At 65.2% G+C, this 23,002-nt stretch carries 21 protein-coding genes; 7 read left to right on the plus strand and 14 right to left on the minus strand.

Annotation, left to right across the window (positions count from 1 at the left end; translation table 11 throughout):
- Positions 1–171 precede the first annotated feature (171 nt).
- The 4 genes from AC1TPF_RS12320 (at position 172) to AC1TPF_RS12335 (ending at position 4,496) form a co-directional block, all read left to right on the plus strand.
- Entirely contained in the window at positions 172–1,479 is a 1,308-nt protein-coding gene (locus tag AC1TPF_RS12320; protein ID WP_482138614.1) for a magnesium transporter MgtE N-terminal domain-containing protein, read from the plus strand.
- Complete coding sequence (locus tag AC1TPF_RS12325) at positions 1,479–2,054, plus strand: DUF1003 domain-containing protein (RefSeq protein ID WP_482138612.1); 576 nt, start codon at positions 1,479–1,481, stop codon at positions 2,052–2,054. Before AC1TPF_RS12320 ends, AC1TPF_RS12325 begins: the two co-directional genes overlap by 1 nt.
- A gap of 155 nt (positions 2,055–2,209) precedes the next feature.
- The gene (locus AC1TPF_RS12330) at positions 2,210–3,214 is read left to right on the plus strand and encodes a lytic transglycosylase domain-containing protein (protein ID WP_482144177.1); all 1,005 of its coding nucleotides are present in this window, start codon (positions 2,210–2,212) and stop codon (positions 3,212–3,214) included.
- A 121-nt stretch (positions 3,215–3,335) separates the two neighbouring features.
- Positions 3,336–4,496, plus strand: coding sequence for an Mrp/NBP35 family ATP-binding protein (locus AC1TPF_RS12335; RefSeq protein ID WP_482138609.1), 1,161 nt, complete (start codon positions 3,336–3,338; stop codon positions 4,494–4,496).
- Positions 4,497–4,530: 34 nt separating this feature from the next.
- Here AC1TPF_RS12335 and AC1TPF_RS12340 read toward each other — a convergent pair whose 3' ends face one another.
- The 5 genes from AC1TPF_RS12340 to sigE all read right to left on the minus strand — a co-directional run bounded on the left by AC1TPF_RS12340 (position 4,531) and on the right by sigE (position 9,001).
- Positions 4,531–5,289 (minus strand): TetR/AcrR family transcriptional regulator, encoded by a 759-nt coding sequence (locus AC1TPF_RS12340; RefSeq protein ID WP_482144178.1) that lies wholly within the window; start codon positions 5,287–5,289, stop codon positions 4,531–4,533.
- A gap of 120 nt (positions 5,290–5,409) precedes the next feature.
- Positions 5,410–5,880, minus strand: coding sequence for a Sec-independent protein translocase protein TatB (gene tatB / locus AC1TPF_RS12345; RefSeq protein ID WP_482138605.1), 471 nt, complete (start codon positions 5,878–5,880; stop codon positions 5,410–5,412).
- A 121-nt stretch (positions 5,881–6,001) separates the two neighbouring features.
- Positions 6,002–7,510: a S1C family serine protease gene (locus AC1TPF_RS12350; RefSeq protein WP_482138604.1), complete on the minus strand. Its 1,509-nt coding sequence runs from the start codon at positions 7,508–7,510 to the stop codon at positions 6,002–6,004.
- 151 nt (positions 7,511–7,661) lie between these two features.
- Positions 7,662–8,180 carry a hypothetical protein gene (locus tag AC1TPF_RS12355; RefSeq protein ID WP_482138602.1) on the minus strand — a complete coding sequence of 173 codons (519 nt, stop codon included), beginning with the start codon at positions 8,178–8,180 and terminating at the stop codon, positions 7,662–7,664.
- A gap of 173 nt (positions 8,181–8,353) precedes the next feature.
- Positions 8,354–9,001 (minus strand): RNA polymerase sigma factor SigE, encoded by a 648-nt coding sequence (gene sigE, locus AC1TPF_RS12360; protein WP_482144180.1) that lies wholly within the window; start codon positions 8,999–9,001, stop codon positions 8,354–8,356.
- Positions 9,002–9,261: 260 nt separating this feature from the next.
- Here sigE and AC1TPF_RS12365 point away from each other — a divergent pair, with 260 nt between their 5' ends.
- Positions 9,262–9,948 (plus strand): O-methyltransferase, encoded by a 687-nt coding sequence (locus tag AC1TPF_RS12365; RefSeq protein ID WP_482138598.1) that lies wholly within the window; start codon positions 9,262–9,264, stop codon positions 9,946–9,948.
- 82 nt (positions 9,949–10,030) lie between these two features.
- Here AC1TPF_RS12365 and AC1TPF_RS12370 read toward each other — a convergent pair whose 3' ends face one another.
- Genes AC1TPF_RS12370 through rfbD form a run of 4 tightly spaced genes read right to left on the minus strand, consistent with a single transcriptional unit; the run spans position 10,031 to position 13,791 of the window.
- Positions 10,031–10,822 carry an SGNH/GDSL hydrolase family protein gene (locus tag AC1TPF_RS12370; RefSeq protein WP_482144182.1) on the minus strand — a complete coding sequence of 264 codons (792 nt, stop codon included), beginning with the start codon at positions 10,820–10,822 and terminating at the stop codon, positions 10,031–10,033.
- Positions 10,815–11,930: a mannose-1-phosphate guanylyltransferase gene (gene manB / locus AC1TPF_RS12375; protein ID WP_482144184.1), complete on the minus strand. Its 1,116-nt coding sequence runs from the start codon at positions 11,928–11,930 to the stop codon at positions 10,815–10,817. Before manB ends, AC1TPF_RS12370 begins: the two co-directional genes overlap by 8 nt.
- Positions 11,927–12,865 (minus strand): glycosyltransferase family 2 protein, encoded by a 939-nt coding sequence (locus tag AC1TPF_RS12380; protein WP_482144701.1) that lies wholly within the window; start codon positions 12,863–12,865, stop codon positions 11,927–11,929. Before AC1TPF_RS12380 ends, manB begins: the two co-directional genes overlap by 4 nt.
- A gap of 50 nt (positions 12,866–12,915) precedes the next feature.
- Positions 12,916–13,791: a dTDP-4-dehydrorhamnose reductase gene (gene rfbD / locus AC1TPF_RS12385; RefSeq protein ID WP_482138793.1), complete on the minus strand. Its 876-nt coding sequence runs from the start codon at positions 13,789–13,791 to the stop codon at positions 12,916–12,918.
- Between the two features lie 220 nt (positions 13,792–14,011).
- Between rfbD and AC1TPF_RS12390 the strand changes: the two genes are divergently transcribed.
- Both AC1TPF_RS12390 and AC1TPF_RS12395 read left to right on the plus strand, forming a co-directional pair.
- Positions 14,012–15,790 (plus strand): LCP family protein, encoded by a 1,779-nt coding sequence (locus tag AC1TPF_RS12390; protein WP_482144186.1) that lies wholly within the window; start codon positions 14,012–14,014, stop codon positions 15,788–15,790.
- Complete coding sequence (locus tag AC1TPF_RS12395) at positions 15,790–16,494, plus strand: TIGR03089 family protein (protein ID WP_482144187.1); 705 nt, start codon at positions 15,790–15,792, stop codon at positions 16,492–16,494. Before AC1TPF_RS12390 ends, AC1TPF_RS12395 begins: the two co-directional genes overlap by 1 nt.
- Before the next feature lie 2 nt (positions 16,495–16,496).
- On the opposite strand, the gene AC1TPF_RS12400 is transcribed toward AC1TPF_RS12395, so the two are convergent.
- From AC1TPF_RS12400 to AC1TPF_RS12420, 5 genes are all read right to left on the minus strand, one after another.
- Entirely contained in the window at positions 16,497–17,561 is a 1,065-nt protein-coding gene (locus AC1TPF_RS12400) for an Rv2578c family radical SAM protein (protein WP_482144188.1), read from the minus strand.
- 72 nt (positions 17,562–17,633) lie between these two features.
- Entirely contained in the window at positions 17,634–20,087 is a 2,454-nt protein-coding gene (locus tag AC1TPF_RS12405) for an ABC transporter permease (protein WP_482144190.1), read from the minus strand.
- Positions 20,084–20,845, minus strand: coding sequence for an ABC transporter ATP-binding protein (locus AC1TPF_RS12410; RefSeq protein ID WP_482144192.1), 762 nt, complete (start codon positions 20,843–20,845; stop codon positions 20,084–20,086). Before AC1TPF_RS12410 ends, AC1TPF_RS12405 begins: the two co-directional genes overlap by 4 nt.
- A 173-nt stretch (positions 20,846–21,018) precedes the next feature.
- Positions 21,019–21,732 carry a response regulator transcription factor gene (locus AC1TPF_RS12415; RefSeq protein WP_482144194.1) on the minus strand — a complete coding sequence of 238 codons (714 nt, stop codon included), beginning with the start codon at positions 21,730–21,732 and terminating at the stop codon, positions 21,019–21,021.
- Positions 21,729–22,931, minus strand: coding sequence for a sensor histidine kinase (locus AC1TPF_RS12420; protein ID WP_482144196.1), 1,203 nt, complete (start codon positions 22,929–22,931; stop codon positions 21,729–21,731). Before AC1TPF_RS12420 ends, AC1TPF_RS12415 begins: the two co-directional genes overlap by 4 nt.
- Between the last annotated feature and the right edge of the window lie 71 nt (positions 22,932–23,002).

The following is a 23,002-nucleotide window of genomic DNA, read 5'->3' on the forward strand; positions in this document are numbered from 1 at the left end:
CAGGATCACATCCGGTGTTCGAAACCCGCTGCTCGATGCGAACAACTCCGATTCTCCCCGTATTTGATTCTGCCCATGTCTGATTCTGCCCGGCGCTGATATCTGCGGTGGACGTGGCCGTACCGAAGGCGCTGCCGAGCAGGGCGAAGGTGCCCAACTACCCTTACAGCCATGGCAGCGGTGAGCAAGGCATTCGTGGCCAGGCTGGCCGGTCTGGCGGTGATCGGACCGGATGGGGAATCCATCGGTCGGGTCCGCGACGTGGTGGTCTCGATCAGGTTTGGCACCGGGCAACCCCGGGTTCTGGGTCTGGCGGTCGAATTGACCACCCGTCGCCGCATTTTTGTACCGATGCCGCGGGTCACCGCCATCGAACCCAACTCCGTGACACTCAACACCGGAACCGTGAGCCTGCGCCGGCTGATCATCCGCCCGGGCGAGGCACTTGTGCTCGGTCAGATCGTCGAATCCCGTGTCCGCGTGGATGATCCGGATCTCGAGCACCTGCACGGCGAAGACCTGACAGTGGTCGACCTGGCGATCGAGCGACGACGCACCCGCGACTGGGTGATCTCTCGGGTGGCGGTCCGTGGCGCCCGGACCCGACTCGGCCGACGCGGTGAGACGCATGTGGTCGAGTGGAACCACGTGCTCGGCCTGACGCAGAGCGCACTGGCGTTGCCCGGGCAGGGCGTCGCCCAGATCCTGTCGCAGTTCGAGGGCATGCGGGCCGCCGATGTTGCCCACGCGCTACGCGAACTGCCCGCAAAACGTCGCCTGGAGATCGCTTCGGCACTGGACGACGAGCGATTGGCCGACGTCGTCCAGGAACTCCCCTCGGACGACCAGACCGAGCTGCTCAGTCATATGAAGGTAGAACGGGCCGCCGATGTCCTCGAGGCCATGGACCCCGATGACGCGGCCGATCTGCTCGGTGAACTCCCCGACATCGAGGCCGAGGCGTTGCTGCAGTTGATGGACCCCCAGGAGTCCGAACCGGTGCGCCGGCTCATGCGGCACTCGCCCGACACCGCAGGCGGCATGATGACCACCGAACCACTCGTGGTCACCGCCTCGACGACAATCGCCGAGGCGCTGGCCCGGGCCCGCGACCCCGACCTCACACCCGCATCGGCATCCCTCACATTCGTGGTGCGACCACCGACCTCCACACCGACCGGCAAATATCTCGGCTGTGTCCACATCCAGGCCCTGTTGCGGGAACCACCGGCAAATCTCGTCGGCGGCATCCTCGACGACCGGCTCCCCTGCCTCGGATCCGACGATTCCCTGGAGAAGGTCACCCGCTATTTCGCCACTTACAACCTCGTCTGCGGACCGGTCCTCGACAACGACGGACACCTCATCGGTGCGGTGACGGTGGACGACCTCCTCGACCATCTGCTGCCCGAGGATTGGCGCGAGACCGAGGCCGACGACGAGGTCGACGACGAAGCCACCACCGAAAGGATGCGGTGATGAGTTCAAACGGTTCCGATTCGCACGTCAAGGACCGTGCAGAACGACAGAGTGCGCGTTCGGCACGACGCCTGGACACCCCCGGGGAGCGACGCCGATGGAAGCTCAATCTCGATTCGGACGTGGTCGGCGTCTACAGCGAACGCGTCGCACGTTTCCTGGGCACCGGGCGCTATCTCGCCATCCAGACGATGCTCGTCATCGTCTGGATCTTCCTGAACCTCGCAGTCGTCACGCTGCAATGGGATCCGTACCCGTTCATCCTGCTCAACCTGGCGTTCTCCACCCAGGCCGCCTATGCCGCACCGCTGATCCTGTTGGCCCAGAACCGCCAGGAGAACCGGGACAAGGTCTCGCTCGAGGAAGACCGGGTGCGCGCCGAGCAGACCAAGGCCGACACCGAGTTCCTGGCACGGGAGCTGGCCGCGGTCCGGCTTGCGGTCGGCGACACCGTCACCCGCGACTATCTGCGCCGCGAGCTCGACGATCTGCTGACCGAACTGTCCGAGCGAATTCTCGGCGATCAGGCCAAGGCCGAGGAGTCCTCGAAACCAGGTGCTTCGCATTCCGATTGACGTCCCCGCGCGCAGCGGATCTGCCGCCGGATTGCCAATCGTTACTTATCTGTGACTAATTGATTTCTCCATGCACGCCAGTAACAAAAATGTATCGTGGGTCACATTCGCCCGGGCCATTCCGGGTGTCGGGGAGATGAACCAGGAGCTTTTGCGTGCAGTGGGGTCGAGTCCAGATGCTGACCGGTTGTGCGGTCATCGGTGTCGGAGTGCTGGCTGCGGTCACCTCGAGTGCACAGATCGGTCCGGCGCCTGCGCTGACCGCCAACACCGAGGTGGATCACGTCGTCGCCGCAGCCGAGATCCTGCCCGCGGCAGCTCGCCCCGACCTCGCCTTCACGCCGCCGGCGCCGCGCGAGGTCCTCCCGGTGCCCGCCGCGATCGAACCCCAGCGCGTGCCCGCGACATTGCTCCCGACCGGACCGCTCGGAATCCCGGGAATCGTCCTGCACGCCTACAAACTCGCCGAACAACGCGTCGGCGCCGAGACCCCGCAGTGCAAACTGCCGTGGTTCCTGCTCGCGGCCATCGGCCGGATCGAATCCGGACATGCCGGGGGTGGCAACGTCGACAGTTCCGGCACCACGCTCACCACGATCGCCGGACCGGTGCTCAACGGCACGGTGGCAGGCAATGCCGTGATCACCGACACCGACGGCGGTCGCGTGGACGGCGACATCAAACACGACCGAGCGATGGGTCCGATGCAGTTCATCCCGTCGACCTGGGCCGCCTGGGGCTCCGATGCCAACGGCGACGGCATCGTGAATCCGAACAACATCTTCGACGCCACCTACTCCGCAGGCCGGTACCTGTGTTCCGGGGTCACCGACATCATGTCGGAGAAGGTCCGGGTCAGCGCGGTTCTGCGGTACAACAATTCGATGGAATACGTGGCAAACGTGCTCTCCTGGGCCACCGGATACGCCACCAACGCCGCGCCAACCGAAACCGGCCCACTTCCGGATCCGCGACCGTCGAGTTCGAGTTCGTCCTCGAGTTCGTCCTCCTCGTCTTCTTCCAGCAGCACCAGTCCCTCGCCCGGCCCGAGCGAGAGTTCCTCGTCGAGCTCGTCGCCGTCACCAACACCCGGTCCCTGCGTGATCATCTGCCTCCCACCGGAAGTGCAGTCACTACTGCCGACGCTGCCACCTCCGTGACCCGATCCGGCCCGCCGGCTGACCCGATCCGGCCCGCCGGCTGACCCGATCCGGCCCACCGGGGCCCCTCGACCCCAGCCGAATCCGGTCAGATTCGGTGCGCGCGTAAACTGATCGCCTGATGACACAAGCAACATTGCCGACCGAGTCAGCCATTCGCGCGGCTCTGGCCAAAGTGAACGATCCCGAGATCGGTAAACCCATCACCGACCTCGGCATGGTGAAGTCGATTTCGATCGCCGACGACGCAACCGTGGCCATCGAGATCTACCTGACCACGTCCGCCTGTCCGCTCCGCACCGAGATCACGCAGCGGGTGAGCACCGCCGCCGCCGACGTCCCCGGTGTGGGAACGGTGTCCGTCGAACTCGACGTGATGAACGACGAACAACGCACCGAACTGCGTAAGAACCTCCGCGGCGACCGTGCCGAACCGGTCATCCCGTTCGCCCAACCCGGCTCGCTGACGCGCGTCTATGCGGTCGCTTCCGGCAAGGGTGGTGTCGGCAAGTCCAGCATCACCGTCAACCTTGCTGCGGCGCTGGCCGAACGCGGATTGAAGGTCGGTGTGCTCGACGCCGACATCTACGGCCACTCGGTGCCCCGCATGCTGGGTAACGACGCCAAGCCGACGCAGGTCGAGAAGATGATCATGCCGCCGATTTCGCACGGCGTGAAGTTCATCTCGATTGCACAGTTCACCAGCGGGAACACCCCGGTTGTCTGGCGCGGGCCGATGCTGCACCGGGCATTGCAGCAGTTCCTCGCCGACGTGTTCTGGGGTGACCTGGACATCCTGCTGCTCGACCTCCCGCCGGGCACCGGCGACGTGGCGATCTCGGTGGCACAGTTGATCCCGGGCGCCGAGATCCTGGTGGTCACCACACCGCAGCAAGCGGCTGCCGAAGTCGCCGAACGCGCCGGAGCCATCGCGCTTCAGACCCGCCAGAAGATCTTGGGTGTCGTGGAGAACATGTCGTGGATGGAGCTTCCCGACGGAACCCGGATGGAGCCGTTCGGTTCCGGTGGTGGCGCCAAGGTCGCCGAGCGACTCACCATCGCGGTCGGCGCCGAAGTGCCTCTGCTGGGTCAGATTCCGCTCGACCCCGCCCTGCGCGAAGGCGGCGACGAAGGTATGCCGCTGGTGCTCTCGGCTCCCGATTCCGCGGCCGGTGCCGCGCTACGTCAGGTTGCCGACAAACTGGCGGTCCGCAAACGCGGCCTGGCCGGCATGAACCTCGGTATCGACACAGCCCGCAGCGCAGCCAAACCGCTGCTCTGATCAGGGCTCCGGGTACCGGGTCATCGGTCATCGGTCATCGGTGGAGCATCAACTCGATTCCGTCGATGATCCGCGCCAGGCCGAAGTCGAACGACCGGGCCGCATCACCGATCGATTCGTAGGCTTCGCCTGCGGACTGCCCCACCCGTCTCGAAATCGGGTAGTCGGTCCCCGCCATCAGTTGCTCGAGGACGGGCGCGTTGATCTCCCACCACTGAAGATCAGTAATACCCGATTCGGTGCGCGCACCGGCCGCGTCGATGGACGCGCGGGCCGAACTCTCCGCGAATCCGGTCAGCACCGCGATCGTGTTGTCCATCTCCAGGTCGTCGAGACCGACGCCCTCGATTGCCCGGAGCTGCCACTCGAAGCGCGCTGACCCGTTGGGGCCGATCCACGGCCTGGCCTTCTGCGCGTGCAAAAGCCATGGGTGCCGGTGGTATTCGTCCCATGATTGCCGGGCTACCGCGATCATCCGATCCCGTAGGTCACCGGTGTGCTCCGGGTAGTCGACCTCCCCCGCAACCTCGTCGACCATCAATCCCACGAGTTCGTTCTTGCCGGGTACGTAGGTGTAGATCGACATCGCACCGAGTCCGAGCCGCTGGGCCACCTTCCGCATCGACAATGCAGCGAGCCCCTCCTCGTCGGCCAGCGCGATCGCCGCCACGATCACCTCGTCGACACTGACCCGCTGTCTCGGCCCGCGGGAACCCTGCGGCCGCCCGGCCTGGTGGCGCCAGAGCAACCCCAAAGTCCGGTCCACCTGCGGTGGGCTCTGCGCATCATCCATCTGTCCACATTATCGCGTGCGGTGTACGGTGAAGCCCCTCTCCGAGGCGTCCACCGGCACATGCAAGGTCACGGACGGTCAAAGCGCTCGTCGCAAGCTGCGGAGCTGACGTCGAGGTTTTTAGGTGGCGTCCCAGCGATCCACACCGGTGGCGTCGACGGCCGGAGCGGGCGCCGCGGTGACGGCTTTGGACAGCGACGGCGGCGCAGGCTTGTCGACCGCACCGGGCGAGAGGACCTTGGAGTTCTCATCGGTGGACGGCAGAGGCTGGGATACCGGCTTGATCTTGGTCTGTGCGTCGAAATTGCCCGTGAAGAACGAGTCGTCGCCGTCGAGCAGATGTTTGGTGATGACCTTCCGGGGACTCATCCCCCGCAGCTCGTTGAGCTCGGCCAGCGGCTTGCGCAGATCTTCGAAATCGGCGCCGAGGTCTTCTTTGAGCTGGCTGGTGGCACCGGTGGCGTAGTCGCGGGCCTCTCGCACCGACTTCAGAGTCCACTTCAGCGCATCAGGCAATCGCTCGGGACCGAGGATCACCAGACCCGCGATCATCAAGATCAGGATTTCGCCCCACCCAACGCTGCTGAACACCGTTCCAGATTACTGGTAACTGAGCTGCTGTCGAATCGACCGGGCGATCTGGCAGGAACCTCCCCGGGGATCTGACAGCAACCTCCCAGACAACCACTCACCGGACGGCGCAGTAAGGGACTCAGTCAGGGGCCGGGGTGACGGTTCCTTCGAAGGTCCGGCCGTCGCGCCAGTATTCGAACTTCACCGGCTTACCGATGTCGGCTGTGCGGACGGCCACCGTCAGTTCGTCGGCGTCGTCGGTCATCCGGCCGTTGAACTTGGTGATCACATCGCCTTCGCGGATACCAGCCTGCGCCGCGGGCGAGCCCTCGACGACATTGCGGATCTGGGCACCGAGCACCTGGTCGTTGCGAACCGAACTCGCGTTCACACCGATCTGCGCGTGGACCACCCGTCCGTCGTTGATCAGCGCCTGCGCGACCGGCAGGAACTCGTTGACCGGGATTGCGAACCCGAGGCCGATCGAACCGCCGTTCGGCGCCAGGCCCGCGGTGTTGATGCCGATGACGCGACCCTGATCGTCGACCAGCGGACCACCCGAGTTACCGGGGTTGATTGCCGCGTCGGTCTGGATGGCGTCGATCACCGCGTCGGTGTCGGATGTCTCGTCCGGGCGCAGTGGCACAGCACGATCGATCGCACTGACGATTCCGCTGGTGACCGTGCGATCCAGGCCCAGGGGCGCTCCGAACGCCACCACCTCTTCGCCGATCTGGAGTTTGTCCGAGTCGCCGAGCTTCGCGACGGTGAGATTGTCGACGTTGTCGACCTTGAGGACCGCAAGGTCGGTGCGGATGTCGCGGCCGACGATGCGGGCAGGCACGCGGGTGCCGTCGGAGAAGACCACTTCGAGTTTTGCACTGTTGTCGTTGGCCGCCATCGAGATCACGTGGTTGTTCGTGACGATGTAACCCTCGTCGTCGATGACAACACCGGATCCGGTACCGCCACCGTTGGGCAGGCGGACGTCGACCATGACCACCGACTTCTCGACGGCCTCGGCCACACGGGCGACCTGGCTGCGCGGTTCGGCCTCGTTGTCGTCGTCGCTGCCGGACAGGCTCACGGTGTTCGAGTGCAGTGGCGAGGTGACCTCTGCGGTCAGCCTGCCGATCAGCCCACCGACCACACCGACCAGCACTGCGATGACCGCCAGCACGGCCAGGGCCTGCCAGCTGACCTTTCGGTCAAAGAGCACTTCGCGGACACCGAGCTTGGGCCCGGGTGTCGTCGGCACCGGTGGCACCTCGGTCTCGATGGCAGGCGCGCTCAGGCTGGCGGCGGCATCGGGATCGCGCCACGGATCCTCGGGTGCGGGTACCGGCTCGACATCACCGGACTCTTCATCCGGATCTCGCTGCAGGCTGTCTGAACCTTCGGGACGGGAAAACGCCTCACGCAACACCGGATCGGGATTCGACACGACCGGTTGTGGCGCTCGCGAGGGAGCGGACTCTGAAGGCGCAAAAGCGCCGTCGACACCGGCAGGACGCCCGAAGACGGCGGCTGTCTGTTGCGGCACGGGTGGACGTTCATTCGGCCGCGGCCCCAGACGAGGGGCCTCGCCGAGTTCGCGTGGTTCGGAAGGAGGTGTGGCGCCGAGGCCGTACTTGTCAGTATCGGTCACCGGCCCGCCCGGTTATCCGGTCTCATGAAAAACTCGAACCCCTCGCTCGCGGCTATTCGGTCGCAGATTCACCGGCACCGCCGATCAACCCTCACCGAGGCTACCCGGCTGCCGGTACAAAACAATTGCGGCGCTGCCGCGGACACTATTCTCAGCGGTTGCGTCGACGCTGGTCCCGATGCGCCGGCGAGCCGGGTGCATCGAGTAGAGGTTCGTCAGGGGCGACATGTGCTGGATTGCCAGAGGTCGCGCGCAGGTCGATTTCGCGAGTGGGAATTTGGTTGAGCGCGCCCAACAGGCCCGCGGGCATCACGACCTCGCCACAGCGTCGCAGTGCCGCGCGCGCTGAACTCTGCGCGTCGACCTCTGTGCGGCATTGCACGCACATCTCCAGATGCTGTGAGGCACGCATGTAAGCATTCATCCGGAGCTCGCCGTCCACATATGCGGCCACCGCTTCGGTGGCGAGATGCTCGGTGGACAGGAATCGGCGTCCGCCGACGCTGCCGGGTGCTCGATAGTTCTTGTTTGCCGAGACCATCGACGATGCCGGGAACCATCCCAGCGCCCGTCGCCGGTTCCGCATTGCTGCGGGCCGTTCACCGTTGCCTGTCGGTTCGGCGCCGTTCGAAGCTGCGGGGCCGGAGTCATCGGGTGTACGTTCACTCACCGCATTCGCTCCTTCCTCTTACGTGCCCACCGGGATCCTGGAGTACAGGACAAACCTTTTGGGCGTCTCGACAATTCGTCTCGACTCTACGGACTCGGGCGCATGTTCGCCGCCTCCCCGTCCAACATCAACAACGAAGTCACGTCCCCTCAGGTTCCCGTTCGGTACGCGGGTCAGAAGTCTTGCGTCATCACCGATCGCCCCGAGTGATGACCACTGGCCGCCAGATGTCCGCGGATGGCCTGCCGACCCCGATGGATGCGGCTGCGGACCGTGCCGAGCTTGACTCCCAGCGTCGCGGCGATCTCCTCGTACGACAAACCTTCGATGTCACACAGGACCACTGCGGCGCGGAACTCCGGTGCCAGGGAGTCGAGGGCGCTCTGCAGATCCGGATCGAGATTGGCGTCGTTGTAGATCTGCTCGGGATCGGGATCGCTGCCCGGTACCCGGTCGTAGTCCTCGGGAAGTGCTTCCATCCGGATCTTGTTCCGGCGCCGGACCATGTCCAGGAACAGGTTGGTGGTGATGCGGTGCAACCAACCCTCAAAGGTGCCGGCCTTGTAGCTCGACAGCGACCGGAAGACCCTGATGAAGGTCTCCTGCGTCAGATCCTCGGCGTCATGCTGATTGCCGGAGAGTCGGTAGGCCAATCGATAGACCCGGTCGGCATGTTCACGGACCAGCTCATCCCAGGCCGGCATCAGGGTCGCGTCGCCGGTCGCGTCGAAGCGCGCCGTACCACCCGGCTGTTCTGTCACGGAATCGTTGGTGTCGACGTCGAGAGTCCCGTTACCGTCTTTGCGGTTGGTCTCTGTCACGATCTGCAACTCTCCTCCCAGGACCGGCCGACTGCTCCGGTCAATTGCTATACACGCATTACATCGTCACGAATTGTTACCGAAGGCAACGCCGACACCGGGCCGGATGTTCCCCTATGACCCTGTCCGACCGGGGTGTGTACGCACTATGAGCGGGCTGAGCGTTCCCTGAGAGTCCTCGCGCGGAGCAACAGACTTCCGATATTGCTGCTCAGCGCGCCTAGGCGGCCAATTCCGCGCGCGGCGCTAACCTCAGATCTGTGTCCGATGAGAGCCAGCCCGCCAACACCGATTCCCCGCCGCCTGTCATCGACCCAGCAGTGCTGAGCAGCTATGCGGAGGCCGCGATCGTCGAAGACGAGGCCCTGCGTCTGGCGCGCGAGCGTTCCGACGAACTCGGAGCCCCCTCCATCACCCCGGCCGTGGGTGCCGCACTGTCACTGTTGGCCCGACTGGTCAATGCTAAGGCCGTCGTCGAGGTCGGTACCGGCGCCGGGATCAGCGGATTGTGGCTCCTCAACGGCATGCGTGTCGACGGCGTGCTGACCACCATCGATTCCGAAGGCGAGTATCACCGCGCCGCCAAACTGGCGTTCAACACGGCCGGGATCAGCCCTGGCCGCACCCGCCTCATCAACGGACGGGCCGCAGAGGTTCTCCCCCGTCTCGCCGACGGTGGCTATGACCTGGTGTTCATCGACGGCGCGGTCACCGACCAGCCACGTTTCGTCGCCGAAGGCCTCCGACTGCTGCGCGATGGCGGCGTGTTGGTCATCCACAACGCCTCTGCCGACGGAACCGTCGCCGACCCGGCCACGTCCGATCAGGCCGCGCTCGCCGCGCGCGAAGCGGCAATGCTCGTCGCCGACGACGACTCACTGTTGCCGGTGGTGATCCCGCTGGGCCGTGGACTGCTCGCAGCGGCCAAGGCACCCGCCGCCGACTAGCCGGTCTCCTACCCAAACGCTCCACTTCTACGAAGACGCTCCACATATTTCCGGAGCGTCTTCGTAGAAGTGGAGCGTTTGGTCAGGTGCTGGGTGTCATCGCGGTGAGTTCGGGGTACTTCGGTGCGATCGTGTCGCCCGTCGAAACACCCAGTAGTCGGCGGCCCACCCACGGCATCGCGTGTTCCACCGTCCACTGCCGACTGTCCCGACGACGCTGCGTCGGCGAAATCGATTGCGGCGGACCGAGTTCCACCGGAACCAGATCGTGTTCGATACCGAGCGCATCGAGCACCTCGATGGCCATGTAGACGTGCCCGGCAGTCGACATGTGCATCCGGTCGAACTCCCACATTCCACGTTCGCGGAACACCCGCATCCGCCAGAAGTCGACCAGTGTGAGATTGCGCCGCTCGACCACTTCTCGCAGGAGTTCGTTGTAGACCGCGAATCGGCCGCGCAAGGCCCCGAACACCGGTTTGCCGCCGGTGTCGTGAACGGTGAAGGTGACCACCTTGGCGCCGGCATCCTGCAACCGGCCGATCGCGGCGTCGTAGTCCTCCATGAGGGTGTCGATGTCGGCGTTCGGCCGCAACAGATCGCTGGCACCGGCGCTGATGGCAACCAGATCCGGCTTCATCTCCAGGGCCGGGCCCAGTTGCTCCGACACGATCGCCGACATCAGCCGACCGCGGATCGCCAGGTTCGCGTACCGGAATTCGGGATCGGCGCGGGCCATCACCTCGGCCACCCGATCGGCCCAGCCCCGCACCCCGTTCGGGCAGCGGGACTCCACGTCGCCCACACCCTCGACAAACGAATCACCGAGGGCGACAAAGCGTTTGAATGATGGTGAGGCGACGACGTCAGACATCTGTCGAGAACCTGATTCCACCGTCGGGGATCTTCACCCCTGGCCAGACGCGCGCTCCACGAAGCAATTCACACCGGGCCCCGATGTCGGCACCGTCTCCGATCACGCCGTCGCGAATCAGGGCACGTGGTCCGACCCGGACTCCGAAACCGATGATCGACCGCTCGATCACCGCACCCGCCTCGATCACCGCACCATCGAAGATGACGGCGCCGTCGAGTCGTGCGCCTGCACCGATCTCCGCGCCACGGCCGACCACCGTGCCACCGATGAGCAGCGCCCCGGGAGCCACCCCGGCACCCTCGTGGACCAGGTATTCACCGCGAGGTCCGCTCAGTGCCGGAGACGGTGCGATACCGCGCACCAGGTCCGCACTGCCGCGGACGAAGTCCTCGGGTGTGCCCATGTCACGCCAGTAACCGGAGTCGACGTAGCTCTGCACGTGCGCGCCGTCGGCGAGCAATCCGGGGAAGACTTCACGTTCCACCGAGACCGGACGGTCGGCGGGGATCTGTTCGATCACCGTACGGTTGAAGACGTAACAGCCGGCATTGATCTGATCGGTCGGCGGATCTTGCGTCTTCTCGAGAAATGCGGTGACGCGTCCGGACTCATCGGTGGGCACACAACCGAATGCCCGCGGATCTCCGACCCGCACCAGATGCAGCGTCACCTCGGCACCGGAGGTCCGATGGGTGTCGATGATGGAGCGGACATCGGTGCCACAGAGGACGTCGCCGTTGAACACCAGGATGGTCTTGGCCGTCAGGTGCGGGAGCACATTGCGGATACCGCCACCGGTACCCATCGGTTCGGACTCGTGCACGTAGGTGATCGACAGGCCCATCTTCGACCCGTCACCGAAATGCTGTTCGAAGACCTCGGATTTGAACGAGGTTCCCAAGACGACCTGCTTGATCCCGGCAGCCTTGATCCGGGCGAGCAGGTGGGTCAGAAAAGGTACACCCGCCGTCGGCAACATCGGCTTGGGCGCCGACAGCGTCAACGGACGCAGTCGAGTTCCCTTGCCGCCGACCAAGATAACGGCCTGGACATCATCTGTCGGGGCGTCGGTCGCCGGGGATGTCACACCATTATCGAGGGTCACTTTGCACCTTTCGTCGAACTGTCGATCGTCGAGTTGTTTGATGAATCTTCTTGGCGGGCAGCACGTTTGGCCGCTGCCACCACCACTGCCGACCGCGCTGTGAGTCCCGCGCGCAGGGCAAGTCGCACGGGCGCCTGCCACCAATGAGGGTGCCGATCGGCCTGAAACCGATATGCGCTGCGATGGTGTGCAGGCAACATCTTTCCCGGGTCACGCCCGGCCGCATGGCCTTTCGTGTGCAAAACCTCCGCGTCGGGCACAAAGACGTTGAGCCAGCCGGCTCGGCCCAACCGGTCACCGAGGTCGACATCCTCCATGTACATGAAGTAGCGGGAGTCGAAACCGTCGATGGAGTCGAAGGCATCGCGGCGCACCAGCAGGCACGACCCGGACAACCACCCCACGGCGCGTTCGGACACATCGACGGCATCCTGCCGGTACGCCGCGGTCCAGGGGTTGGACTTCCATACCGTCCCCAGGATCGCGTGTCCGGTTCCGGAGACCAGATTCGGAACCCGGCGCGCCGACGGATAAATGGTCCCGTCGGGTTCGCGGATCAGGGGTCCCAGAGCACCGGCCCGCGGCCAGCGATCGGCTGCGGCCAGCAACCGGTCGATCGAACCCGGCGCCCACTCGACGTCCGGGTTGGCCACGATCACGTATTCGATGCTCGGATCCACCTCGGCAACCGCCCGATTGACCGCGCCGCCGTAGCCGATGTTGCCACCGGTGTGCAACAACGAGACATGGTCGTATTTCTGCGCCGCCAACTCGGGGGCACCATCGTCAGATCCGTTGTCCGCCATGATCACCGCCGGTGTCCCGGTCATCGCGTCATCGAGCGTCTCGATGAATCGGGCCAGGTAGTCACCGGACGAATACGTCACGGTCACTACAGCGACACGGTCGGAAACCTGCTCATCACTCACCGCCATAGGGTAGCCGGATACCGCGATGTCCCCTCCCATCACGCCCTCACCGCCGGTCAAGCCCTGACCGCGGCGGCCAGCGCCGAACGCCAGTCCCGTAGCGGGGTCAATCCGGCCTTCTGCCACGACTGACCGGACAAGACCGAATACGCCGGACGTGGCGCCGGGCGCGGGAATGCGTCTGATGTGGTTGGCAGCACCCGAGCCGGGTCGGCCCCGACCTCGGCGAATACGGCCTGCGCGAGGTCGAACCAGCTGCAACTCCCCGCATTCGTGGCGTGCAGGATGGTTCCGGTCGCCGGTGAACCACCTGCGCAGATGTCGGCGGCGAGTTGCAGCAGGCCGTCGGCCAGATCGGCCGCGTACGTCGGCGAGCCCACCTGATCGGTGACCACCGACACGGTGTCGCGTTCGCCCTCGAGCCGGCGCATGGTTGCGACGAAGTCATTGCAGCCGGGCGCACCGGTGTACACCCACGCCGTGCGGACCACCGTCGCCGATGGGTCACCTGCGCGTACCGCGACCTCGCCGGCCAGCTTGGTCTCGCCGTAGACCGACGTCGGTCCGGTCGGATCATCCGGTTCCATCGGGCGATCGGCCACACCGGTGAACACGTAGTCGGTCGAGATGTGGATCAGGTGCGCGCCGGTGTAGGCGGTCAGGGCTGCCAGGTTGGCGGGTCCGGTGACGTTGATCGCATATGCGCGGTCCCGGTCCGTCTCCGCCGCGTCCACCGCGGTGTAGGCCGCGCAATTGATGATCACGTCGGCAGGTCCGAGTCCGCCGAGCACCGAATCCACTGCCACCGGGTCCGTGATGTCCAGATCGGCCGAGGTCAGAGGCCGCACCAGCTCGCCCCCTTGAATACGTAGCCGACTGCCCAACTGGCCGCCGGCACCGGTCACGACCACAGACCCCAATTGCCTTTGCATACAGACCATCATGTCCGGTTCGGTCGGCCTCCGCGCATCGAGCCCCGATTCGCCAACGTGAACAACATCATCACGGGCGCGCCGATGCAGCTCCGGCGACGCCGCCAGAATCGCACGTAGCATTGCCACCAGTCCGTCCCCGGTGTACCGCACATCGCGCCCGGAGACCCCAGCCGATCCATGCCAGAGCCAGCACACAGAGATAGGAGCGCCGCCCGCCGTGGACCGTCCCTCTTCGGATCGACCGTCGGGTGAGCGCCGCAGCGGATCACCGCGCGAAGGTCGCCAACCGCGCACCCCCTCGGGCGAACCCACTCCGCCGGGTGCACGCCGCCGGGCATCGCCGGACGATCCCCGCGCCGCGGTGCCTGGCGAACAGCGACGGCCACGGCGTCGACGGGAAGACCCCGAAAGCGGTCGCCGCCCGTCGCGACCGCAAGCAGGCGATCCACCACCGAGGGCCCGCCGCAGCGACCGGCCAACCCCCGAAGGTCGTCCGAAGAAGACAGCCCTGGCAGGGGGCATCTCGGCGACAGATGATGCCGCCGAGAACAAGAAATCGGCTCGTTCCATCAGCCGGATCGCGGTGGCCGTGGTCTCGGTCGCCGTCATGGTCGCGACCGGTTACGCCTGGAACCAGATGACGAACCTCGAGAACAGCATCACCAAGCTCGACGGCCTGAGCCTGGGCAGCGGCAAGGACGGCGCCGTCGACATCTTGATGGTCGGTACCGACTCACGCACTGACGCGCAGGGCAACCCGCTCTCGGAGAAGGAACTGGCCCGGCTGCACTCCGCAGATGATGTCGGCACGAACACCGACACGATCCTGCTCATCCGCATCCCCAACGACGGATCCTCGGCCACCGCGATCTCGATTCCCCGTGACTCGTACGTCGACGTCCCCGGGGTCGGGATGAACAAGATCAACTCCGCCTACGGTGCTGCCAAGGAGGAGCGCCGCCGCGAGCTGGTCACCGACGGCATGGACCTGGACAAAGCCGACAAGAAATCCGTGGAGGCCGGACGCGACGCCCTCATCGACACCGTCACCGAACTCACCGGCGTCGAGGTTGATCACTACGCCGAAATCGGCCTTCTGGGGTTCGTCCTGCTCACCAATGCGGTCGGTGGAGTCGATGTCTGCCTCAAAGCGGCGGTCTCCGAACCGTTCTCGGGTGCCGATTTCCCGGCCGGAGCACAGACCCTGGACGGGTCCGAGGCGCTGAGCTTTGTCCGTCAGCGCCATGACCTGCCACGCGGTGATCTCGACCGCATCGTGCGTCAGCAGGTCTTCATGGCCTCGCTGGCACAGAAGGTCCTCTCGGCCGGCACCCTGTCGAGCCCCGGCAAACTGTCCGATCTCCAGAACGCGGTATCGCGCTCCGTGGTGATCGACGAAAGCTGGGACGTCATCAAGTTCGTCGAACAGCTCAAGGATCTGTCCGGTGGCCGTGTCCAGTTCGCAACCATTCCCGTGGTAACCGAACAGGGCTGGAGCGACGACGGCCTGCAGAGTGTGGTCGAGGTCGATCCGGCCGCGGTCAGGTCCTTCACCGCCGGATTGCTCGGCGAAAAGGATGCCTCTGGCAACACTGTGTTCGTGGCCGCCGACTACACCGTCGACGTGATCAACACCGGCACGGTCGACGGACTGGCAACCAATGTGTCGCGGATCGTTGCGGGCAAGGGATATCTCCCCGGCGAAACGGACAACGACCTCAACGACACCGTCGACAGCCAGGTGCTCGCGGCGACCACCGACGATCCCGGCGCGAAAGCTGTGGCCAAAGATCTCGGCGGACTGTCGATCATCGCGGATCCGTCGCTGCCCCCGAACACCGTTCGTGTCCTACTGACCGACAGTTACACCGGGCCGGGTTCGATCAATGATTCCGGTCCAACCGACAGCCAGGATTCTGATGGTGACATCGCACCCCCCGCTCCACCCGCCCCTCGAATCACTGCCGGTGGAACCGGCCCGGAGTGTGTCAATTGATGACCCTTGCAGACGCCGCACTCGATCCGGCGCTGACCAGAGACGGCACCCAACCGCTTCTGACCTACTACAACGACACCACCGGTGAGCGGACCGAACTGTCGGGTCTGACCGCTGCCAACTGGGCTGCCAAGACCGCGAACATGATTCGTGATGAGTTCGGATTGATGCCGGGTGATGTCGTGGCCGTCGATCTGCCTGCACATTGGCAGACCGCAGGGGTGCTGCTCGGCGCATGGTGGGCCGGAATGCATGTGCGCCTGGGATACAGCGACGATGCCGCAGTGGCCTTCTGCTCGATGGACACCCTCGAGGCCATGGAACAGGCACCCGAGATCGCGGTGGTCTCGCTCGACCCCTTCGGTATGCCCATGCGTGATCTGCCGATCGGCCTTACCGACTATGCGGCGTCGGTGCGGGTGCACGGGGACCAGTTTCGTCCGAGCGGGCCCGCCGACCTGGCGCTCGACGGTCGAACCGTGGCGCAGATCGTCTCAGCGGCCACCGCTGCTGCCGACGAGACCGGGATCGTGGCGGGTTCACGGGTCATGTCCACGGGTACCTGGGACACCGCCGACCGCCTGATCACAAACCTGCTGATGCCCCTGATCGCCGGCGGTTCACTGGTGCAGGTGGCCCATCCCGATGACAGCAAGCTGGCCGCGCGTGCCACCACAGAGAAGGTCACCGCGACCCTGCTCTGAGCTCAAAAGAGTGTGGGCTCAGGCTCTTTCACCGGCGCATGCGTTGGCAACGTTCCACGGAGCGGGTTCTGTCCGACGTCCTCCGAGCCGTCGTCCGGGGCGCAGGCGAGCCCGTGCTTCTCGATGAGCGGCGTCGTGCGGTCGCGTAACCACCGCTGGTATTCCGGTGCGGCATAGGCCCCGCGCCCGTAGATCTGGCGGTAGCTCTTCATCAATGCCGGATGGTTCTCCCCGAGCCACGTCAGATACCAGTTCCGGGTGGGGCCACGGAGATGCATCGAAAACGCGGTCACCGAGGTGGCGCCCGCGGCCGCCAGCGCACCGAACAACTCGTCGAGTGCCCCGCGAGAATCGGTGAGCTGCGGCAGAATTGGCGCCGCCATCACATGACAATCCAATCCAGCGTCCCGGACGGCGGTGATCAGATCCAGGCGCGCGCGGGCCGACGGGGCACCGGGCTCCACCTGCTTGCGCAGATCTTCGTCGAGAAGCGCCAAAGAGATCCCGATCGACACCGGAACCTTCTGCGACGCAAGCGTCAACAGCGGAAGGTCGCGGCGCAACAACGTCCCCTTGGTGAGGATCGACATCGGAGTGCCGGAATCGGCCAGCGCGCCGATGATCCCCGGCATCAGCCGATAGCGCCCTTCTGCCCGGTGGTAGGGATCGGAGTTACTGCCGAGCGCCACCGGTTCACGCTTCCAACTCCTGCGCGACAACTCTTTTCGCAGCACCGCGGCCACATTCATCTTCACGACGATCTGCGTGTCGAAGTCGCGTCCGGCATCGAGGTCGAGGTATTCGTGTGTTCCGCGGGCGAAGCAGTACACGCACTGGTGCAGGCATCCTCGCATCGGATTGATGGTCCACCGAAACGGCACCTGCGACCCCTCGGGCACCTTGTTGAGCGCGCTCTTACAGAGGACCTCATGGAAGGTCACGCCGTCGAAGTCGGGCGTCTGTACCGATCGGACGAGACCGGCCCGCTCCAGCCCCGGTAAGGCTGGAGCGGCCGAGTCCTCCCCCGCGTCGGGTTCGGCGTCGAGGAGTTGCCCGTCCCATCGCATGTGACCAGTCGAACATCCGTTCTATTTGATGTCAAGTCCATCACCCGAACACAGGTGATCCCCCCGCGTAGATCACAGCGCCGCAACCGGATCCACCCGGAGTGCTTGCCTGGCCGGCAGAGCAGCGCTGAGCAGGCCGGCAAGTCCGCCGACCGCAACAATCCCCGCCAACGCCATCCACGGCATATCCGGGGCCGCAAACTTGTCGATCCCGAGCACCGATGCCGCGCCGGCCAGACCGTACCCGGTCCCGAGTGCCACGCCCACCGCGGACGCCACCGCCGCGATGACCGCCGCCTCGCCGAGGAGCACGCCCGTGACGCCGCGCCGACTGAGTCCGATCACCCGCAGGAGTGCGTTCTCTCGGCGTCGATCGATCACCGACAGCGCCATGGTGTTCCCGACCCCGATCAGCGCAACAAGCACCGAAACCGCCAATAATGCCAACACAATTCCCAGGATCAACGTGAGCATGTCGTCGAGTTGTCTGCCGACCTCCACCCCGCCGGAGAGTGTCGCGTCCGGTATGGCGTCGGCGATCAATCCACGAAGGACTGTCACGACAGCGGCGCTGTCGGCACCAACCGAGTCCAACCGGACCGCGACTCCGGTCGACGCCGCGGCGGCGGAGATCACGCCACGATCGGCATAGGAACCCGCTGCCCCGTCGATCACCGTCAGCGTCCGCGCAATTCCGGCTGACTCCACGACGACCTGTTCCCCCATCTCGACGTCAGCGAGTGCACGATCCGCTGGGGCCAGGGCGATCGTGCCGGCCGTCGGGGCCTGGCCACTTCGCATCACCTTCTGCAATTGCGCCGGTGCGACTGCACCCACTGTCAGCGGTACACCGTCGACCACGATCGGGGTGGGGGTCACCGTGGCCACCTCGACCACTCCCGCAGTCCGTCCGATTGAGGCAACCAACTCATCAGGTAGCGGCGTTCCCGACGAGATCACCATGTCGACCGGCTCCCGCTCGGATATCAATTGAGTGGCGCTCGATTTCACCGCTTCGACCCCGACAACCATCATCGTGGTCAGGGTGATCCCGATGATCAGAGCCGATGCGGTTGCGGCCGTACGGCGTGGCGACCGGCCCGCGTTCGTGGCGGCCAGTTCGGCAATAGGTCCGGCAGCTGTTGGTCGCAGGAGGCGGGCACCGGCCAGGCCTGCACCACGGACCAGAGGCGGCAAGAGCACAACCGAGGCAAGCATGATGGCCAGGAAAGTCATCGCACCACCACCCGCGGCGACCAGAACAGATCCGGATGCGACGCCGCCGATCAGCGACACCCCACCCACCATCGCGAGGGCGGCGGCGCTCACCAGTCGACCGATCGGCTTTCGCCTGCCGTCGGCGACCTCTCGACCGGCACCTGCGGCCAACGGTGAGACTCTCGTGGCCAACCGGCCCGGCACCGTCGCCGCCACCAACGTCATCACCACACCGAGGATTGGTGGAACCACCAACGCCGACACCGGAATCGACAGATCGGTCAGCGGTAGTCGCGCACCACTGACCTGCGCGATGACCGTTGTCAACGCAACACCTCCGATGCCAACCCCCACCCCGATCACCGACGCAAGGACACCCAGGATCAGGGCCTCGAGACGCACCGCGAAACGCACCTGCGATCCCTCGGCCCCGATACAACGCAGCAACGCGAGTTCACGTGCACGCGAAGTCACCAAGACCGCAAAGGTATTGGAGATGACAAGACAGGACACCAGTGCTGTGATGGCGGCGAACGTCAGCAACACCGTGGCGAGCACGTCGGAGCCTCCGGTGAACAGGCCGACTTTCCTGTCCGCTGCCTCGGCGCCGCTCAGGACCTCACCTCCGGGGATTGCGGTGACCTGCGTCCGGATCGTGTCGAATACGGCATCCGAATCGGCTCCGGGTGCAAACGCGGTTCGGATCATCACACCCTCGGCACCTTCGAAGCTTCGCCCGGTATCCATGGCAGAGACCGCCTCCGCGGCTCCGAAGAGTTGCGCGCCATCGGCCGCACCGGTCGCTTCCAGCAGGCCGACCACTGCCATCTCGGTAGGCTCTTGATCGGTGGCTGTGCCGACGTCGGGCCGCAGATACAACCGTTCTCCAACAGCGAAGTTCGAGCCGGCGTAGGCCACCACCTGCCCCGGGCCCTCCGGCCACGTCCCGGTGGAGAGCTGGTGCCACCGAAGTGCATTGTCGGTGGCCATCGCACCCAACTCCACCTGGTTGTACGTCTTGCCGCCACTGCTGACATTGACCCAGCGGGTCCGATCCACGGCTACTGCCTCGACGCCAGGAAGATCCACCAACTCTTCGGCGATGCGGTCGACGAACTCCCCTGGAACCACCGCTGCGGCATCGGTTCCGGAGAACTGGCCCGCGACCGCATCACGCATCGACACAGTCGACGTTGCCGTCAGGGTCAGTGTCGCTGCAACAAAGGCCACGGAGATCATCACCGCCAGAGCGGAAGCAATATATCGCCCCTTGTACGCGCGAAGTTGCGCCAACGCGTAGGCCCTCATCGTCGCTCTCTCACCGGAGGTACTGCCGCCGAACCGAGGAGCAGATGAGATTCGAGTACCGATTCGACTGTGGGAGAGTCGATTCGATCGACCAAGCCGCCGTCGGCCATCAGCAGCACCTGGTCGCAGTAGCTCGCAGCCACCGGATCGTGTGTCACCATGACAATGGTTTGGCCACCGCTCCTGCTGCTCGCCTGCAACAGCGACAACACCTGTGCGCCGGAGGCACTGTCGAGGTTGCCGGTGGGCTCATCGGCCAAAACCAGTCGCGGCCGACCGAGCAGGGCCCTCGCGATCGCAACACGCTGTTGCTGGCCGCCGGAGAGCTCGTTGGGCTTGTGATCAAGACGCTCGGCGATACCGAGCACATCGACGAGTTCGTCGAACCAGGCCGCGTCCGGGGACCGCCGATCGAGTGTCAGTGGCAAGACGATGTTCGCGCGCGCCGTCAACGCCGGCAACAGGTTGAACGATTGGAACACGAACCCCAGTTCACGGCGCCGAAGTCGGGTGCGCGCAGTATCGTTGCAGCGGGAAAGATCGGTGTCCCCGATGATCACTGTTCCCGCGGTGGGTGTGTCCAGGCCCGCCAGGCAGTGCATCAGGGTCGACTTACCCGAGCCCGACGGACCCATGATGGCTGTGAACTTCCCCGCCGGGACGTCCACACTGACGTCGCGCAGTGCATGCACCACAGCCCCACCGTCACCGTATGACTTGTGTACCCCTATCGCACGTGCCGCGATTGTCTCCGACATCGACGTACCCTCCGTTGTCTGCTAGATCGTTTGATCTGCAGGACAAACGTATTGCCGCGATGGGTCATCGAACATCAGCGCACGGAACGACTTTCACAGCACACGAGACGTCAGACCACGGTCTGACGTCATCAGCCGGCGGGATGACCGTGCCGGCCGGTAGGTGCCTGCGGTTACTGGTGGAGACCGAGGATGTCGTCGATCCCGACCAGGCCGGACCGTAACGCGTAGAGCACCACCTGAACGCGGTCCCGGGACTCGGTTTTTGTCAGGATCCGACCGATGTGGGTTTTCACGGTGGCGAGCGAGAGGTGGAAGTCCGCGGCGATTTCGGTGTTTGTCTTACCGATCGCAATCGCTTGTAGGACTTCGGTTTCGCGTGGTGTCAGGGCATCGATCAATGTCGTCGCAACCGAGCCGCCACCCGATGCGGCGGAGCGGGGTGGCAGCGAAGCGGTCGCGGCCACGTGTGCAAGCAGACGTCGGGTCGACCGCGGCGCTATCACCGCGTCTCCGGCGTGCACCGTGCGGATGGCGGCCAGCAGGTCCTCCGGCTGTGCGTCTTTCAGCAGAAAGCCACTGGCACCGGCCGAGATGGCCGCAAAGAGATACTCATCCGTGTCAAAAGTGGTCAGGATCAGCACTTTTGGTGCGGCGGGACCACGCTCTAAAATTGCCCGGGTCGCCGCGATTCCGTCGACACCCGGCATCTGCACGTCCATGAGCAGGACGTCGGCGTACGCCTCTGAAAGCCGCGTCATGGATTCGGCTCCGTCACCGGCTTCGAACACCACCGCCATATCCGGCTGCGAGTTGATGACCATGCCCAACCCGGCCCGGACGAGAGATTGATCGTCGACGAGGCCCACTTGGATCAGGTCGGTCATCGCGAGACCCCCACCGGCAGCACCGCGCGCACCTGATATCCGGGACGGTCCGAACGACTTCCGGTACTCACTGATCCGCCGTGCAACTCCGCACGCTCCCGCATCCCGAGCAGACCCTTCCCTGTGGAATCGGTCGCCAACCCTGTTCGGCCGCGTCCATCGTCGGATACAACGATCGTCAACATCTCATTCTCCCAGCGTAATTCGACATCTGCGGTGACGTCGGTCCCCGCGTGTTTGAGAATGTTCGTCAGGGATTCCTGGACAATTCGATACGCGGTCAGCGCGCACCCCACCGACACGTCCCGAGGTTCACCGATCGCCTGGAACCGGACCGGCAACCCGCCCGACCGGACTGTTGCCACCAGGTCCGGGAGATCGGCGATACCCGGGACCGCACGGATCTCGCGCGGGCCGTCATCTCGCAGAACCCCGAGCAGCGCCCGCATGTCCGACAACGCCTGCCTGCCATTGTCTGCGATCGTCGCGAGCACCTTGACCGCCACGTCCGGATCTTGCTGTGCCGCATAGCGTCCGCCATCAGCCTGTGCGATGACAACGGTCAGGGTGTGGGCGATGATGTCGTGCATCTCCCGGGCGATGCGGGTTCGTTCACCGACCGCGGCGAGTTCGGCCTCCTGGGCACGCTCGAGTTCGAGTAGCCGCGCACGTTCCCGCAACGTCGCGACCTCACGAATCCGCGTCCGCCGCAGCATTCCGACCGCCCATACCCCGGCCGCGAACGCGGCCAGGAAGGCGACACCTGTGACGGTGTAGTTGAAGGAGTGTCCTTCGTCGGGGACCGAATAGTACTTTCCCGACGCCGCAACCGCACAGCCGATCCCCAGCACCAGAGCAGCGCGGGTTCCCCACTCGGATCCATAGGCGGCCATCGAGTAGAGGCCAATCAGAGCGGTCACACTGACCGCCGGGCTGGCGTCTTGGTCAACGATGACGTGGATCACCGCGGCACCGGCGATGGTCAGGCCGGCGATGTCAGGTCGGGTCCTGCGGAACGCGAGTGCCGCGCACACGACCGACCCCAGGAGAATCCGCCACCAACGGTGTTCACCCATCGATTCCCAGAGTTCGGGCACCACCGCGGCCACCACAAGTGCGGCGGCGAGCAGTGAATCGAGCAGGAGCCGTCGCGGCTCGGCAAACCGGTTCCAGCGTTCGAGGATCCGCTGGGTGTTCATTGCGTTCAACCTAGTGGCCACCGGTGGTACCCGGCATCAGACCACGGTCTGATCTGTGCCGGGGGCCACCA

The sequence above is a fragment of the Williamsia sp. Y853 genome (genome assembly GCF_056786495.1).